This is a genomic window from Marinobacter sp. F3R11 (assembly GCF_003318275.1).
Lineage (GTDB): Bacteria > Pseudomonadota > Gammaproteobacteria > Pseudomonadales > Oleiphilaceae > Marinobacter.
The window spans coordinates 97,810-114,473 of record NZ_QOCH01000017.1; the positions used below are offsets into that span (position 1 = coordinate 97,810).

The 16,664-nt window shown below is 54.7% G+C and carries 13 protein-coding genes; 11 read left to right on the plus strand and 2 right to left on the minus strand.

From position 1 onward, the window contains the following. The 5 genes from DS878_RS15675 to DS878_RS15030 form a co-directional block, all read left to right on the plus strand. Window positions 1–317: SPOR domain-containing protein (locus DS878_RS15675; RefSeq protein WP_261977934.1), on the plus strand; the 317-nt coding region annotated here is incomplete at its 5' end. 222 nt (window positions 318–539) lie between these two features. After that, complete coding sequence (gene gltB, locus DS878_RS15015) at window positions 540–4,988, plus strand: glutamate synthase large subunit (protein ID WP_113816812.1); 4,449 nt, start codon at window positions 540–542, stop codon at window positions 4,986–4,988. Window positions 4,989–5,078: 90 nt separating this feature from the next. Further along, complete coding sequence (locus DS878_RS15020) at window positions 5,079–6,497, plus strand: FAD-dependent oxidoreductase (RefSeq protein ID WP_113816813.1); 1,419 nt, start codon at window positions 5,079–5,081, stop codon at window positions 6,495–6,497. Window positions 6,498–6,629: 132 nt separating this feature from the next. Continuing rightward, entirely contained in the window at window positions 6,630–7,694 is a 1,065-nt protein-coding gene (gene hemE, locus DS878_RS15025) for a uroporphyrinogen decarboxylase (RefSeq protein ID WP_113816814.1), read from the plus strand. A gap of 81 nt (window positions 7,695–7,775) precedes the next feature. Continuing rightward, window positions 7,776–8,144 (plus strand): PilZ domain-containing protein, encoded by a 369-nt coding sequence (locus DS878_RS15030; RefSeq protein WP_113816815.1) that lies wholly within the window; start codon window positions 7,776–7,778, stop codon window positions 8,142–8,144. Between the two features lie 51 nt (window positions 8,145–8,195). Here the strand turns inward: DS878_RS15030 and radA are convergent, their stop codons facing one another. Together radA and ettA are read right to left on the minus strand one after the other, a co-directional pair. After that, window positions 8,196–9,572 carry a DNA repair protein RadA gene (radA, locus tag DS878_RS15035; RefSeq protein WP_113816816.1) on the minus strand — a complete coding sequence of 459 codons (1,377 nt, stop codon included), beginning with the start codon at window positions 9,570–9,572 and terminating at the stop codon, window positions 8,196–8,198. Then, window positions 9,572–11,233 (minus strand): energy-dependent translational throttle protein EttA, encoded by a 1,662-nt coding sequence (gene ettA, locus DS878_RS15040; protein WP_113816817.1) that lies wholly within the window; start codon window positions 11,231–11,233, stop codon window positions 9,572–9,574. Before ettA ends, radA begins: the two co-directional genes overlap by 1 nt. A 283-nt stretch (window positions 11,234–11,516) precedes the next feature. On the opposite strand from ettA, the gene glyA reads away from it, so the two are divergent. The 6 genes from glyA (at window position 11,517) to nusB (ending at window position 16,663) form a co-directional block, all read left to right on the plus strand. Then, window positions 11,517–12,770: a serine hydroxymethyltransferase gene (gene glyA, locus DS878_RS15045; protein WP_113816818.1), complete on the plus strand. Its 1,254-nt coding sequence runs from the start codon at window positions 11,517–11,519 to the stop codon at window positions 12,768–12,770. 71 nt (window positions 12,771–12,841) lie between these two features. After that, entirely contained in the window at window positions 12,842–13,360 is a 519-nt protein-coding gene (gene nrdR, locus DS878_RS15050) for a transcriptional regulator NrdR (protein ID WP_113816819.1), read from the plus strand. After that, on the plus strand, window positions 13,357–14,472 hold the full coding sequence (ribD, locus tag DS878_RS15055; RefSeq protein WP_113816820.1) for a bifunctional diaminohydroxyphosphoribosylaminopyrimidine deaminase/5-amino-6-(5-phosphoribosylamino)uracil reductase RibD: 1,116 nt from the start codon (window positions 13,357–13,359) through the stop codon (window positions 14,470–14,472). The genes nrdR and ribD overlap by 4 nt, the downstream gene beginning before the upstream one ends. A 75-nt stretch (window positions 14,473–14,547) precedes the next feature. Next, window positions 14,548–15,663, plus strand: coding sequence for a bifunctional 3,4-dihydroxy-2-butanone-4-phosphate synthase/GTP cyclohydrolase II (ribBA, locus tag DS878_RS15060; protein WP_113816821.1), 1,116 nt, complete (start codon window positions 14,548–14,550; stop codon window positions 15,661–15,663). Between the two features lie 47 nt (window positions 15,664–15,710). Continuing rightward, window positions 15,711–16,187: a 6,7-dimethyl-8-ribityllumazine synthase gene (gene ribE / locus DS878_RS15065; protein ID WP_096784053.1), complete on the plus strand. Its 477-nt coding sequence runs from the start codon at window positions 15,711–15,713 to the stop codon at window positions 16,185–16,187. Further along, window positions 16,187–16,663: a transcription antitermination factor NusB gene (nusB, locus tag DS878_RS15070; protein ID WP_113816822.1), complete on the plus strand. Its 477-nt coding sequence runs from the start codon at window positions 16,187–16,189 to the stop codon at window positions 16,661–16,663. The genes ribE and nusB overlap by 1 nt, the downstream gene beginning before the upstream one ends. The last annotated feature ends 1 nt before the right edge of the window (window position 16,664 follow it).

A 16,664-nucleotide genomic window follows, 5' to 3' on the forward strand; every position in this document is an offset into this window, starting at 1 on the left:
AGCCTGAGCCTGAGCCTGATTTCACGCCAGGCAATCCCGATAAGTACGTCGAACTTCAGCAGCTACGCAATCGCAGCAAGGGCTGGACTATTCAGCTGGTGGCTGGAAACCTGGAGCAAACTGCGCTGAACGTTATTTCTCGCTATCCATCTCTTGATGAGATGGTTTACACCTTGGGCGAGCGGAAAGGCGAGCCTTGGTTTATGGTGTTTTATGGGAATTACTCGACCAAGGATGAAGCCCGTACGGCAGTCGATCGGCTTCCGGATTCGCTGGTTTCCCGCCCTCCCTGGGTGCGCACAACCGATGGTTTGTGACAACTGGTCCAGATAAGGGTTCGATGCTTGTAACCTGTTATTTCGTATCCTGAAAGCTATCGAATCACAGGAATCTCTTCTGGAAATATTTTCAAATCTGTTTGAGTACGTGTTTGTGCGTGTGTAAAATGATCAGCCCATTTTTTTTATGTCGGTTGATTTTTGCACTATTATGGTGCATAAGTCACTGATTAAAAAGCATTTACATGTAAGAGAGCTTATATGAAGTCAGGTTTGTATCATCCCGACGAATTTAAAGACAACTGCGGCTTTGGGCTAATGGCCCACATGAAAGGCGAAGTTAGCCATCGGTTGTTACAAACGGCCATCGGGTCGCTCACGAGCATGACTCACCGGGGTGGTATTGCGGCGGATGGAAAAACCGGAGATGGTTGCGGTCTGCTCGTTCAAAGCCCTGATGCTTTCCTGAGAAAAGCTGCCAGAACTGAGTTTGGCAAAGAACCGGACGGGCTGTTTGCGGTTGGTCAGGTTTTTCTGAACCAGGACCCGGATAAGGCGTCCAGAGGGCGTGCCGCACTTGAAAAGGGGCTTGTTGATCAGGGGCTGGAAGTCATGGGCTGGCGCCAGGTGCCGGTTAATGATGACTGTCTGGGGCCAATGGCGTTGGATTGCATGCCGCGGATAGAGCAGGTGTTTGTGACGCCTGCGGCCAAGTCAGAGCGGGAATTCGCCATAAGTCTGTTTCTCGGGCGTCGAAGTGCTGAGCGGGATATGGCGGATGATTCCGAGTTCTATATCTGCAGCCTCTCCCATCGCACACTAGCCTACAAAGGCCTGATGATGCCGGCGGATCTGGCGAATTTTTATCAGGATCTGGGCGATCCCGATTTCGCCACGGCCATTTGCGTATTCCATCAGCGCTTCTCAACCAACACCATGCCTCGCTGGCCGCTGGCCCAGCCGTTCCGTTACCTGGCTCATAATGGTGAAATCAACACAATTGATGGCAACCGCAACTGGGCCATTGCCCGGGCTGCGAAGTTCAGCTCTCCGGATCTGCCAGACCTGCAGACCCTGCAGCCTCTGGTCAACTTGTCAGGCTCCGACTCATCCAGCATGGACAACATGCTGGAAATCCTCCTGGCGGGGGGGGTCGACCTGTTTCGCGCCACGCGCATGATGATTCCTCCGGCTTGGCAGAATGTCGATACCATGGATTCTGAACTCCGGGCGTTCTATGAGTATAACTCCATGCACATGGAGCCCTGGGATGGCCCTGCTGGTCTGGTTCTGTCCGATGGCCGCTATGCCGTCTGTATGCTCGATCGCAACGGCCTCCGGCCTGCACGCTGGGTGGTTACCAAAGACGATTTCATTACACTGGCTTCGGAAATAGGTACCCATAACTATCAGCCGGAGGACGTGGTTTCAAAAGGTCGCGTCGGGCCGGGACAGATGCTGGCAATTGATACCGAATCCGGTGAAGTGCTGCATACCAGGGATATTGATCAGCGACTCAAGACCGCGAAGCCTTATAAACGCTGGCTGCGCGAAAATGCGCTACGAATGGAAACGACCCTGAATTATGAGACTCCGGAGTTCCGGTTGATGGACCCGGATGAGCTTAAGGTGCACCAGAAGATGTTTATGGTGTCCTACGAGGAGCGTGACCAGATTCTGCGTCCTCTGGCGGAAAACGCCCAGGAGGCCGTGGGGTCCATGGGCGATGATACGCCTATGGCCGTATTGTCCAGCAAAGTTCGTCATGTTGCTGACTACTTCCGGCAGAAGTTTGCTCAGGTGACCAATCCGCCTATCGACCCACTGCGGGAAGCGATCGTTATGTCGCTGGAAACCTGTATCGGGGCGGAGCGTAATGTTTTCGAGGAGACCGCGGAACATGCCGACAGAATTATTCTGACTACGCCGATTCTGTCGCCGACCAAGTTTCTCCAGATTACCAATAACGAACGCCCTGGGTTTTCGGTTGCCCGGATTTCCATGGGTTACTCACCGGAACTTGGGCTTGAGCAGGCTATTCGTCGTGTCTGCGATGAGGCTGAGCAAGCGGTTCGCAGTGGCAAGGTGCTGTTGATCCTCTCAGATAAGGATCTGGTGCAGGGTGAGTTGCCTGCGAGCTCTCTGATGGTAACCGGCGCGGTTCATCACCACCTTGTGTCAAAGGGGTTGCGTTGTGACTCCAACATTATCGTGGAAACCGGCTGGGCCCGGGATCCCCATCATTTTGCTGTGCTGTTTGGATTTGGCGCTACTGCCGTCTATCCGTACCTGGCCTATCAGGTACTGAATGATCTGATCCGTACCGGTGAGTTGCTGATGGATCCCCTTGAGGCGAAGAATAACTACCGCAAGGGGATTAACAAGGGACTTCTGAAGATCCTGTCCAAAATGGGTATTTCGACCATCACCTCCTATCGCGGGGCTCAGCTGTTCGAGGCCATCGGGCTTGCGGATGAGGTGGTCGACCTTTGCTTTACGGGGGTGCCCAGCAGGATTCAGGGCGCTGGCTTCGTTGATTTTCAACAGGATCAGGAACAGCTGGCATCCGATGCCTGGAAGCCGCGGAAGCCGATTTCCCAGGGTGGTTTGTTGAAATATATCCACGGGCAGGAATATCACGCATTCAACCCGGATGTAGTTGGCAAGTTGCAGGCGGCAGTCACCACAGGTGATTACGGTCATTACAGGGAGTACGCCGCGCTGGTTAATGAGCGCCCGGTTGCAACCCTGAGGGATTTGCTGGGCTTCCGTGAAGGTATTCAGGCCATTGATATTTCCGAGGTTGAGCCGGTTGAGAATATTTTCCCCCGGTTCGACTCCGCAGCCATGTCTCTGGGAGCTCTGTCACCAGAGGCACACGAAGCGCTGGCTGTAGCCATGAACAACCTTGGTGGTCGCTCAAATTCCGGTGAGGGTGGTGAGGATCCTGCACGATATGGCACTGAAAAACGATCCAAGATCAAACAGGTAGCTTCGGGTCGCTTTGGTGTAACCGCAGAATACCTGCGTAGCGCTGATGTCATGCAGATCAAGGTTGCCCAGGGTGCCAAGCCAGGAGAAGGTGGCCAGTTGCCAGGAGGCAAGGTTAACGAACTGATCGCCCGCCTGCGCTATTCGGTACCTGGCGTCACGCTGATTTCGCCACCGCCGCACCACGACATATATTCGATTGAAGATCTTGCGCAGCTGATCTTCGATCTCAAACAGGTTAATCCGCAGGCCTTGGTGTCGGTAAAACTGGTTTCTGAGCCAGGCGTTGGCACCATTGCTGCCGGCGTGGCAAAAGCCTACGCGGATCTGATCACGGTTTCCGGATATGACGGTGGTACCGCTGCAAGCCCGCTGGCATCCATCCGTTATGCCGGTTCTCCCTGGGAACTTGGACTGACTGAAACCCAGCAAGCGCTGCGTGCCAATGATTTACGTGGCAAGATTCGCCTGCAAACCGATGGCGGTATCAAGACTGGCCTGGATGTAGTGAAAGCGGCCATTCTTGGTGCTGAAAGTTTCGGTTTCGGGACTACCCCCATGGTGGCCCTGGGCTGCAAATACCTGCGTATTTGTCATCTGAATAATTGTGCGACCGGTGTTGCAACCCAGAATGAGTATCTCCGTGAGGAGCACTTCAAAGGCACGGTGGAAATGGCCATGAATTTCTTCCGCTTTGTGGCGGAAGAAACCCGTGAATGGTTGGCTCGACTGGGTGTTCGTAGTCTGGAGGAGCTGGTTGGACGAGTTGATCTTCTCGAGCGTTTGCCGGGTGATACCGAGCGCCAGAAAAAACTGGATCTGTCGCGTTTGTTGTCTAACGATAATATTCCGGCCGACAAGCCCCAGACCTGTCAGATTGAGCGCAATATACCGTTTGATCAGGGGTTGCTGGCTGAAGAAATGCTTGCGGCAATAGCGCCCGCGATTGAAGGGAAAACCGGTGGTGCCTGGAATTTCCGGGTGACCAACTGTGATCGTTCAATCGGAGCGCGCCTTTCCGGTGAGATTGCTGCCAGGCACGGCAATCAGGGTATGAGTGATGCGCCAATTACCCTGGACCTTGTGGGCACCGCAGGCCAGAGCTTTGGTGTCTGGAATGTTGGCGGGCTGAACCTGGTTCTCGAGGGTGATGCCAATGACTATGTCGGCAAAGGTATGACTGGTGGCAAGCTGGTTATCAAGCCGCCACGTGTGAGCGCCTTCAACACCCAGGAAACTGCGATTATGGGTAACACCTGTCTGTATGGTGCTACCGGCGGCAAGCTGTTTGCTGCGGGCACCGCAGGTGAGCGTTTTGCTGTTCGCAACTCCGGGGCTCATTCCGTTATTGAAGGTGCGGGTGACCACTGCTGTGAGTATATGACCGGTGGCCTGGTAACGGTGCTGGGTTCTACGGGCGCCAACTTTGGCGCAGGTATGACCGGCGGGTTTGCCTATGTGTTGGACAGGGACAACACTTTTGTAGACAAATATAACCATGAACTGGTTGAGATCCAGCGTATTGCCCGCGAAGAAATGGAGTCTTACCGCAACCATCTGCGCAGTGTGATCCGGGAGCATATCTCGGAAACCGGCAGTGCATGGGCGGAGCATATTCTTGAAAATTTCGACGACTACATCGGCCGTTTCTGGTTGGTGAAACCCAAAGCTGCCAATTTGCGCAGCCTGTTGGCAAGTACCCGTGCACGCCCTGAATAAGCGCTGCTCGTTGAGTCTGATTACTTGCAAGGGTTCAGGGCTGCCACTAAGAGCAGCCCGTGTCGATATTGAGCTGATGAGAGCGTCAACATGAAAGAACGACTTGGTAACGATTTCCAGTTTGTGGAAGTAGGGCGGCTAGACCCAAAGAAAGTGCCTGCTAAAAAGCGCAAGAAAGAGTTCGGCGAGATATATCGCCCCTTTACCGCTGATAATGCAGCGTCTCAGGCTCACCGTTGCCTCGAGTGTGGTAACCCATATTGCGAATGGAAGTGCCCGGTGCACAACTACATTCCCAACTGGCTGAAGCTGGTTTCTGAAGGCAACATCATGAAGGCCGTCGAGTTGTGTCATCAGACCAACTCGCTGCCGGAAGTGTGTGGTCGCGTTTGTCCTCAGGACCGTTTGTGCGAAGGGGCTTGCACCCTTAATGATGGATTTGGGGCTGTTACCATCGGCTCAGTTGAAAAGTACATCACTGATACGGCTTTCGCACTCGGTTGGAAGCCGGACATGTCGGCTGTCAAATGGACAGATAAAAAAGTCGCGGTTATTGGTGCTGGCCCTGCGGGTCTGGGGTGCGCTGATGTACTGGTGCGCAATGGCGTCAAGCCTGTGGTATTTGATATTTATCCGGAAATCGGAGGCTTGCTGACTTTCGGTATTCCCGAGTTCAAGCTGGAAAAATCTGTGATGGCCCGGCGGCGCCGGGTATTTGAAGAAATGGGTGTCGAATTCCGCCTCTCAACAGAAGTGGGTAAAGACGTTCAGATGCAGGATATCCTGAATGAGTTCGATGCGGTGTTCATGGGTATGGGCACCTACAATTATATGAAGGGCGGCTTCCCGGGCGAAAATCTGCCCGGGGTATACGATGCTCTGCCGTTTCTCATCTCCAATGTGAATCGTCGTCTCGGTTTTGAAAAAGACCCTGCGGATTTCATCGATATGAAAGGCAAGCGTGTAGTGGTGCTGGGTGGCGGTGATACTGCCATGGACTGCAACCGCACTTCGATTCGACAGCAGGCGGAGAGCGTGACCTGCGCCTACCGACGCGACGAGGCCAATATGCCAGGCTCGCGCCGTGAGGTGGCGAATGCCAAGGAAGAAGGGGTGAAATTCCTGTTCAACCGCCAGCCTATTGCCATCATTGGTGAAGATCAGGTGGAAGGTGTGAAGGTGGTTTCAACACAGCTTGGTGAGCCTGATGAAAATGGCCGTCGCCGCCCGGAGGTTGTTCCCGGCAGTGAAGAGGTTATACCTGCGGATGCCGTGCTGGTTGCATTTGGTTTCCGCCCGAGCCCGGCCGAATGGTTTGACGAATATTCGATTACTATCGACGATTCCGGCCGGGTAACCGCGCCTGCAAAGGCGGATTATGGTTTCCAGACCAGCAACCCCAAGATATTTGCGGGTGGGGATATGGTTCGCGGTTCGGATCTTGTTGTTACCGCGATCTGGGAAGGTCGTCAGGCGGCTGAAGGCATCATGGATTATCTGGATATCTGAAAATTGTTTTGCTCTGGATCATCAGGCCGGCTTACTTAGTTAGGGTAAGCTGGCCTTTTTTATTATGGCAAACGGGGTATCATTGCCTCCGTTCCACTAAGACCATCTGAAAGAGACAACGTTGGAATCCTTATGACCGAGTTGAAGAATGACCGCTTCCTGCGCGCCCTGATGCGCCAGCCTGTTGATCGTACCCCGGTATGGATGATGCGCCAGGCGGGTCGTTATTTGCCAGAGTATCGCGCTACCCGGGAGAAAGCAGGTGATTTTCTCAGCTTGTGCAAGAACACGCCTCTGGCGTGTGAGGTGACCCTTCAGCCTCTTGAGCGTTTTCCGCTGGATGCGGCGATTCTGTTCTCTGACATCCTTACCGTTCCTGATGCCTTGGGGCTGGGTCTGTATTTTGAAACCGGCGAAGGCCCTAAATTCAGACACACAATTCGATCCAAAGCGGATGTGGATGCGTTGCCAAAGATCAACGCGGAAACAGATCTGGACTATGTCATGAATGCTGTTTCCACCATTCGCAGCGCCCTGAACGGTCGAGTCCCTCTGATTGGTTTCTCCGGCAGTCCGTGGACGTTGGCGACTTATATGGTTGAAGGTGGTTCCTCCAAGGACTTCCGTGAGGCCAAGAAGCTCATGTACGGCCAGCCTGAGGTGATGCACAGTTTGCTGGATCGCCTTGCTGATGCGGTCATCGATTATCTCAACGGACAGATCAGGGCCGGTGCTCAGGCAGTACAGATCTTTGATACCTGGGGTGGCGTGCTGAGTAGCTGGGCGTATGAAGAGTTTTCACTGCGCTATATGAAGAAGATTGTTGATAACCTGATTCGCGAGAATGACGGACGCTACATTCCCGTCATTCTGTTCACCAAAAATGGTGGCCAGTGGCTCGAATCAATCGCTGATTCCGGTGCTGATGCTGTTGGGCTGGACTGGACAACGGATATCGGCAATGCCCGCTCTCGTGTGGGCGACCGAGTGGCCTTGCAGGGTAATATGGATCCCACCATGCTCTATGCGCCACCTGAGCGGATTCGCCAGGAAGTGGGAGACATTCTTCGCCGCTATGGCTCAGGTTCTGGCCATATTTTCAATCTTGGTCATGGCATTACCCCGGATGTTGATCCGGAACACGCCAGAGCGTTCATTGAGGCTGTTGTTGAGTTGAGTCCTGAGTATCATCGCTAGTGCCGGTTTCCCTGAATAGCGTCCATCTGGATGGAGGTCTATAGTCATAGCAGAGATATCGACAACATGAGGAGTGCTATTTTGTCCGCCAAAGCGCCCGAGAAACGGAAGTTCCACCGCATAACCTTTGATGCCCCATGCGAGTTGCACGCATTGGAAAGCATGTGGACAACGGAAGTGCTGGATATCTCCATGAAAGGTGTTCTGGTCAGACGACCGGAGGGGTGGAATGTGCCGTTGAGCCAGCCCTGCGAGCTGATCGTTCACCTGGACGATCAGCAGGCAGGTATTGTTATGGCTGTGGATTTAAAGCACGTTGAGGCGCACAGACTGGGTTTTCGGTGTCAGTACATTGATCTGGAAAGTGCTGGTCACCTGAGGCGCCTGGTCGAGTTGAATCTTGGGGACCAGGTTCTTCTTGAACGGGAGTTTGCCCGCCTGATTGACTAGCCAGGCATTCATGCTGTTCATGCCCCGGAGATAAGAGTGTGAGCCTGGGGTCTAAAGCTCTTCCAGAGCCGTAATTGCTTCACTAAGCTTGGTCACAGGGATCACCTTCATGCCCTGTATGGCTTTACGGGGTGCGTTGGCTTTGGGCACAAGCGCGCGGGTAAACCCGTGTTTTGCCGCTTCATTGATCCGCTCCTGACCGCTGGGCACAGGGCGGATTTCTCCCGACAAGCCGACTTCCCCGAAAATTACCAGATCCTGAGGCAGGGCCCGGTCACGGAATGACGATACGATCGCAGCCAGCAAAGCCAGATCAGCGCTGGTTTCGTTAACTTTTACGCCCCCTACAACGTTCACAAACACATCCTGGTCTGATACATGCAGACCGCCATGACGATGCAGCACAGCCAGCAGCATTGCCAGTCGGTTCTGATCAAGGCCAACGGCTACACGCCGCGGGTATCCGCCCTGAGCCATATCCACCAGCGCCTGAATCTCCACCAGCATCGGCCGGGTGCCCTCCCAGACCACCATTACGACACTACCAGGAGAAGCTTCCTCGCCACGGTTCAGGAAGATTGCACTGGGATTTTTAACTTCCTTCAGGCCCTGCTCCAGCATGGCAAATACGCCCAGCTCGTTCACCGCCCCAAAGCGATTCTTTATGCCTCGCAGTGTGCGGTAGCGGCTGTCGCTGGAACCTTCCAGAAGAATCGAGCAGTCGATCATATGTTCCAGCACCTTTGGGCCAGCTAGGCTGCCGTCTTTGGTGACATGGCCGACGAGAAACAGAATGGTGCCCGTTTGTTTGGCAAACCGGGTCAGGAAGGCTGCACTTTCACGAACCTGGGAAACGGAGCCTGGGGCAGATTCAATATCTGCCACGTGCATTACCTGAATACTGTCTACTACCAGAATTCTTGGCTTTTCGGTTTCTGCTACCTGCATGACCCGCTCAACGCTGGTCTCAGAGAGCATTTTAAGGTCTTTGGTGGGCAGGCCCAGGCGTTTTGCGCGCATGGCCACCTGTTGCAGGGATTCCTCGCCAGTTACATATAGCGCCGGAACGCTGGCGGCCAGGTGACATACAGCCTGGAGCAACAAGGTACTCTTGCCGGCGCCGGGATGACCGCCCATCAGTACGGCAGATCCTTCCACAAGTCCGCCCCCGAGAACGCGGTCGAACTCCTGCATGCCTGTACTGATGCGCGTTTGCTCGGCGAGGCTTACGTCGTCCAGGCTTTGCACGGCTGATAAACTGCCGGCAAAGCCTTCAAAACGAACGCCGCGGGCGCCTTTTGCATTGTTACTGACGCCACGAACCTCGCTGATGGTATTCCAGGTCTGGCAGGCCGTGCACTGGCCTTGCCATTTGGAATAGTCTGCACCGCACTCGGTGCAGACATAAGCAGTTTTTGCTTTTGCCATCAGGCGAGCTTCTTGTACTTCATGCGCTGGGGCACCATGGCGGAATCCCCTTTGCGCTTTTTGTGATCTTCATCGTATTCGTTGAAGTTGCCTTCGAAGTACACCACTTCACCATCATCCTCAAATGCGAGAATGTGCGTGGCTACACGGTCAAGGAACCAGCGATCGTGCGAGATAACCAGGGCTGAACCGGGGAAGCTCAGCAGTGCTTCTTCCAGGGCTCGCAGGGTTTCAACATCCAGATCGTTGGTAGGTTCATCCAGTAGCAGTACGTTGCCGCCTTCCTTCAACAGTTTGGCCAGGTGCAGACGGTTCCGTTCACCTCCGGACAGGTCGCTCACGCGTTTTTGCTGATCCGAGCCCTTGAAATTGAAGCGTCCGGCGTAGGCCCTCGAAGGGGTTTCATAGTTACCTACTTTGATGATGTCCAGCCCGTCACTGAGCAGTTCCCAGACGGTTTTCGACCCGTCCAGGTCGCGACTCTGATCTACGTAAGCCAGTTTCACGGTTTCGCCTAGGGTAATCGTGCCAGCATCCGGCTGATCCTGACCGGCGATCATGCGGAAGAGTGTTGATTTACCGGCACCGTTGCCGCCGATAATGCCAATGATGGCGCCCGGTGGCACGGAGAAGGAAACGTTTTCATAGAGCAGACGGTCACCAAACGCTTTGCTGATGGCTTCCACTTCGATGACCTTGTCGCCAAGGCGGGGTCCGGGCGGGATATAGATTTCGTTGGTTTCGTTACGTTTCTGGAAGTCCTGGGAACTCATCTCTTCGAAGCGGGCAAGCCTGGCCTTGCTCTTGGACTGACGGCCTTTGGCGTTGCTGCGGACCCATTCCAGTTCCTGCTTGATCGCTTTTTGTCTTGAAGCTTCCTGTTTGGCTTCGGTTGCCAGGCGTTGTTCTTTGTTTTCCAGCCACTGGCTATAGTTACCTTCAAACGGAATGCCCTGGCCCCGGTCCAGCTCCAGAATCCAGCCAGCTACATTGTCGAGGAAATAGCGGTCGTGAGTGATGGCGACCACTGTGCCTTCGTAATCGTGCAGGAAGCGTTCCAGCCAGGCCACGGACTCTGCATCAAGATGGTTGGTTGGCTCGTCCAGCAGCAACATATCCGGGCCGGAGAGTAGCAGGCGGCACAAGGCTACACGACGGCGCTCGCCACCAGAGAGGTTCTTCACCGGCTGGTCCCAGGCGGGCAGGCGCAGTGCATCCGCGGCAACTTCCATTTTGCGTTCGATATCATGGCCGTCAGTGGCCTGGATCAGAGCTTCCAGCTGGCCCTGTTTTTTTGCTAGTGCGTCGAAATCCGCATCCGGCTCTGCATAGGCGGCGTAAACCTGATCCAGCTCCGCCAGGGCCTTATGGACGTCAGCCACGGCTTCATCAACAATTTCCTTGACGGTTTTGCTGTCGTCCAGTTCGGGCTCCTGGGGCAGGTATCCTACATTGATGCCTGGCTGTGGCCGCGCTTCGCCTATGTAATCCTGGTCTACGCCCGCCATAATGCGTAAAAGGGTGGATTTGCCTGAGCCGTTGAGACCGAGTACGCCGATTTTGGCGCCAGGGAAGAAGCTCAGAGAAATATCTTTGAGAATCTCGCGTTTGGGTGGAACCACTTTGCCCACGCGGTTCATGCTGTATACATACTGGGCCATAAAAGCACTACCCTCTTTGAAAGCGATATATGTCAGGGTGTCTGAGGCGCTGTCAGTCAGCGCATCGTTGAATGTTTCAATTGGGTTGGTAAGGTATCGAAACCCGGGAGCTATAGCAATTTCAGGAAAATGGGGGATATCGGCATGACGGTAACTGCGAACTGCATATAAGGGTGATTTTTAACCCGGTAATGGGCTAGAATAGCGGCCCGAATTTTAAGGGATTCCGGGGTCTGTTTCCAAGACTGTCCGGGCCAGCCAAGCACACAGGGGCAGCGCACCGATGTTTAATCGCGATATGAAGATCTCCGGTTTTGACGACGAACTCTGGAACGCCATGCAGGCAGAAAGCAGGCGCCAGGAGGCTCATATTGAGCTGATTGCATCTGAGAACTATACCAGTCCCCGGGTCATGGAAGCCCAGGGCAGCGATTTGACCAACAAGTACGCAGAGGGTTATCCCGGCAAGCGTTACTACGGTGGGTGCGAGTTTGTTGATATCGCTGAGCAGCTGGCAATTGACCGCGCCAAAGAATTATTTGGTGCAGCATACGCCAACGTACAGCCTCACTCTGGCTCGCAGGCTAACTCAGCTGTATTCATGGCGCTGGTGAACCCGGGTGATACGGTTCTTGGAATGAGCCTGGCCCACGGTGGTCACCTGACCCATGGTGCCAGCGTGAACTTTTCTGGCAAGATTTATAACGCCGTCCAGTACGGTATCAACACCGAAACCGGCCTGATAGATTACGATGAGCTGGAAGCCCTGGCCGTCGAGCACAAGCCGAAGATGATCATTGCCGGTTTCTCTGCCTACTCCCAGGAGCTTGATTTCGCACGCTTCCGTGCTATTGCGGATAAGGTTGGTGCATACCTGTTTGTGGACATGGCCCACGTGGCTGGTCTGGTCGCCGCAGGCGTATATCCCGACCCTGTGCCCCACGCGCATGTGGTGACCACCACCACGCACAAAACACTGCGCGGCCCCCGTGGCGGGCTGATTCTGGCCTGTGACGATGAAGCACTGCACAAGAAGCTGAACTCTGCTGTCTTCCCGGGCGGCCAGGGCGGCCCGCTGATGCACGTGATTGCTGCCAAGGCTGTTTGTTTTAAAGAAGCCATGAGCGACGAGTTCAAAGCCTATCAGCAGCAGGTGGTCAAGAACGCCGCCGCCATGGCGGATGTGTTTATTGACCGGGGTTATGACGTGGTATCTGGCGGTACCAAGAACCACTTGTTCCTGGTAAGCCTGATTAAACAGGATATTACGGGTAAGGATGCAGATGCAGCCCTGGGTCGCGCTCACATCACTGTGAACAAGAATGCAGTTCCCAATGACCCACGTTCCCCGTTTGTGACCTCAGGCCTGCGTCTGGGCACTCCAGCGGTTACCACCCGTGGTTTTGGTGAAGCAGAATGTCGTGAGCTGGCAGGTTGGATCTGCGATATTCTTGATAATCTGGACGATGAAGCTGTAAATACCCGGGTTCGCGAGCAGGTAGCAAGCCTCTGCGCGCGCTTCCCGGTATACGGCTAAGCGTTTGCAAGACCTCCCGGGCAGCGTGCTAAATAGCAGCGTTGCCCGGCATTCTCTCCGGAGTTCCTGATATGCACTGTCCTTTCTGTGGTGAAGCAGATACCAAGGTTATTGACTCTCGCCTGGTGGCTGAGGGGGATCAGGTGCGCCGCCGCAGAGAGTGCATCTCCTGTCGTGAACGTTTTACCACGTTCGAGTCGGCCGAACTGGTTATGCCCAGGGTCGTTAAGCAGGACGGTGTACGACAGCCCTTTGATGAAGAGAAGCTGCGTTCGGGGATTATGAAGGCTCTGGAAAAGCGCCCGGTCAGCATTGAGCAGATTGATGCGGCGTTGAATCGCATCAAATACCGCCTGCGGGCGACCGGGGAGCGTGAGGTTAAATCCATGCAGCTGGGTGAAGAGGTCATGACTGAACTGCGTCAGCTCGATAAAGTTGCCTATGTCCGGTTTGCCTCAGTTTACCGCAGCTTTCAGGACATCAATGAGTTCAAGGAAGAAATTGAACGGCTCTCTGCCTCCAGTGGCGAGACTGCCGTTGATGTTGCGAAAGCACTGGCGGACAATCATCGCCCTGAAGGAAAAAAATGACCGAGTTTCGTGAACGGTCCATGATGGCCCGGGCTGTGCAGCTTGCATGGCGGGGCCGCTATTCAACTCATCCCAACCCCCGGGTTGGCTGCGTGATAGCTCGTGGTGACAAGATCCTGGGCGAAGGTTGGCATGAGCGGGCCGGAGAGGCACATGCGGAAATTCGCGCCCTGAGCCAGGCTGGCCCGGCAGCCCGTGGTGCCACAGCCTATGTAACACTGGAGCCCTGCAGTCATTTCGGGCGTACACCTCCGTGTGCAAGAGCATTGATTGATGCGGGTGTGTCGCGGGTCTATGCGGCTACCAAGGATCCGAATCCATCTGTCTCCGGAAGGGGGCTGGATATGCTTCGCGAGGCAGGGATCAGAGTGAGGGAAGGGCTTTTGGCCGATGAGGCTGCCCGTCTGAATCCCGGATTCATGAAGCGCATGAACACCGGCCGTCCCTGGGTCCGGCTCAAAATGGCTGCCAGCCTGGATGGTCGGACAGCTATGGCGTCGGGTGAAAGTCAATGGATAACCGGTGATGAGGCCCGCCGTGATGTTCAGAGACTGAGGGCCACAAGCGATGCCATTCTTACTGGAGTAGGAACCGTACTTGCAGATGACCCCTCATTAACGGTGCGGCGTGAAGAGCTCGGAGATATCGGTGATGCAACCGAGCCTTCCCGGCAGCCATTGCGCGTTATTGCTGACCGGGACGCCAGAACGCCTCCTTCCGCAACCATTCTGCGCGGTGGCAAAGTTCAGGTGTTTTGTGCCTCGTCTACCCTTGCAACGGCCCCGGCACAGGATCTTGCCGCTTTGGGTATCCGGCTGAAGGGTGTTGCCTGGAAAGATAACGGTATTGATGTTGCCGAGCTGTTGGATTCGCTGGGCAAATTGGGCATTAACGAGTTGTTGGTCGAAGCAGGGCCAACGCTGGCGGGAACATTTATCCGTGAGAAGCTGGTGGATGAACTCTGGCTTTACCAGGCCCCGGTTTTTTTGGGAAGTACAGGCCGTCCGACAGCGCATCTTCCGCTGGAGACCATGGCCGACAAGATTGAGTGGATCGTACAGGACCGGCGACAGGTAGGAGACGACCAGCGTCTGATCCTGGTGCGCCGCTAAACGTTTAAATTCACAGTGCACCCCAAGGTTTTTGCGTAAGGCTGCGGCGGGTGCATTGAAAGGGTGCAAAACAGTATGGCACTGAACAGCGTTGAAGAAATAATTGAGGACATCCGCCAGGGTAAGATGGTTATCCTGATGGATGATGAAGACCGGGAAAACGAAGGCGACCTGGTGATGGCGGCCGAGTATTGCTCAGCCGAGGACATCAACTTTATGGCGCGATTTGGTCGGGGGCTTATCTGTATGCCCATGACCCGTGACCGCTGTGAACAGTTGGGCCTGCCGTTAATGGTGCAGCAAAATGCTTCAGGCTTTGGTACCAAGTTTACGCTTTCTATTGAAGCCGCTACAGGTGTAACCACCGGCATTTCGGCGGCGGATCGCGCCCGCACTGTGCAGGCAGCGGTAGCCCGTAATGCCAAAGCTTCGGATCTTGTTCAGCCAGGGCATATCTTTCCTCTGATGGCAGATCCCGGTGGTGTGCTCAGCCGGGCCGGCCATACTGAGGCTTCTTGTGATCTGGCTGCTTTGGCGGGGTGTGAGCCTGCAGGTGTTATCTGCGAAATCATGAACGACGATGGTTCCATGGCGCGGAAAGAAGATCTGGAGCGTTTTGCTGAAGAGCACAACCTGAAGGTCGGGACGATTGCTGACCTGATTCACTATCGCACCACTCATGAGCGCACAATTGAATGTGTTGAAGAGAATCAGCTCGATACCGAGTACGGCATATTCAAGCTGCGTACATACCGGGACATTGTTCAGGGTTCCACGCACCTGGCTATGGTATTTGGTGAAATTCCCACCGACGAGCCTGTGCACGTGCGCGTTCATATTACCGATACGCTTCGTGACCTGCTTGGAGCGCGCCGAAAGGATTCCCGTAGCTGGCCTTTGCATCACGCGCTTGCCAAGGTGGCAAAGGAAGGTTGCGGTGTCGTAGTTCTGCTGAACAGCGCTGAAGACAGTTATAATCTGGAAGACCGCATTCAGGAATTTTTTGATCAGGGGCACGGCCCCGCGGGTAAGGGCAGCTCTGGTGTATATTTCACTGTCGGCACTGGCTCTCAGATTCTGCGGGACATTGGGGTCAGCAAGATGCGATTGTTGAGCCCTCCCGTGAAATATTCAGCAATTTCCGGGTTTGATCTGGAAGTGGTTGAGTACATTCCCTACACCCCGGACTGATAAACCTGGCTGCAGCATTGTGTCTGCAGCCCGAGAAGGAGCCACCGATGGCAGATATCAAAGTAATTGAAGGTGATTTTACCCAGTGCAGTGGTCGTTACGCGCTGGTGGTTGGACGTTTTAACGGCTTTGTAGTGGAGAGCCTGGTAAGTGGCGCCGTTGATACCCTGCGCCGCCATGGTATTGCCGATAGTGACATCACCATTGTGCGTGTCCCCGGAGCCTATGAAATGCCGCTGGCTGTAAAGCGTGTTGCGGAAACCGGAGGATACAGTGCCATCATTGCGTTGGGTGCCGTTATTCGTGGTGGAACCCCTCATTTTGAGTATGTGGCGGGCGAAGCTTCCAGCGGCCTTGGCGCGGTCAGCCTGGAAACAGACGTGCCTGTAACCTTCGGTGTACTGACTGTTGATTCTATCGAGCAGGCAATCGAGCGCTCTGGCACAAAAGCCGGCAATAAAGGCGCTGAAGCGGCAATTACGGCGCTGGAAATGGTCAGCCTGTTCAACAAGCTGGGTGAGTAATGAGCGACACTGAAGAATCGACACCCCGCCCAGCGCCATCTGGCCAGCCAAAAGCTGGTGATCGCCGCCGGGCCCGGGTTCTGGCAATGCAGGGGCTTTATCAACGCCACTTTACCAAGAGCCCTATCTCGGATATCGAAGCCGAGTTCATGGTCGACAACGACATGACCAAGGTGGATACCCTGTACTTCCGTGACGTCCTGCGCGGGGTGCATCGCGATCAGGTAGAGCTGGATAAACTGATCGAGCCGTTTCTTGATCGCCCTCTGCATGAAGTAGATCCCGTGGAACTGGCGATTGTCCGCGTGGGTGCCTATGAGTTGCGCCACCGCTTGGATGTGCCATACAAAGTGGTGATCAACGAAGGTATTGAACTGGCCAAGCGGTTTGGTGGCACAGACGGACACAAGTTCGTGAACAGCGTGCTGGACAAGCTGGGCCGGCGTTTACGCCTTGCCGAGACCCGTCCGCGCTGAT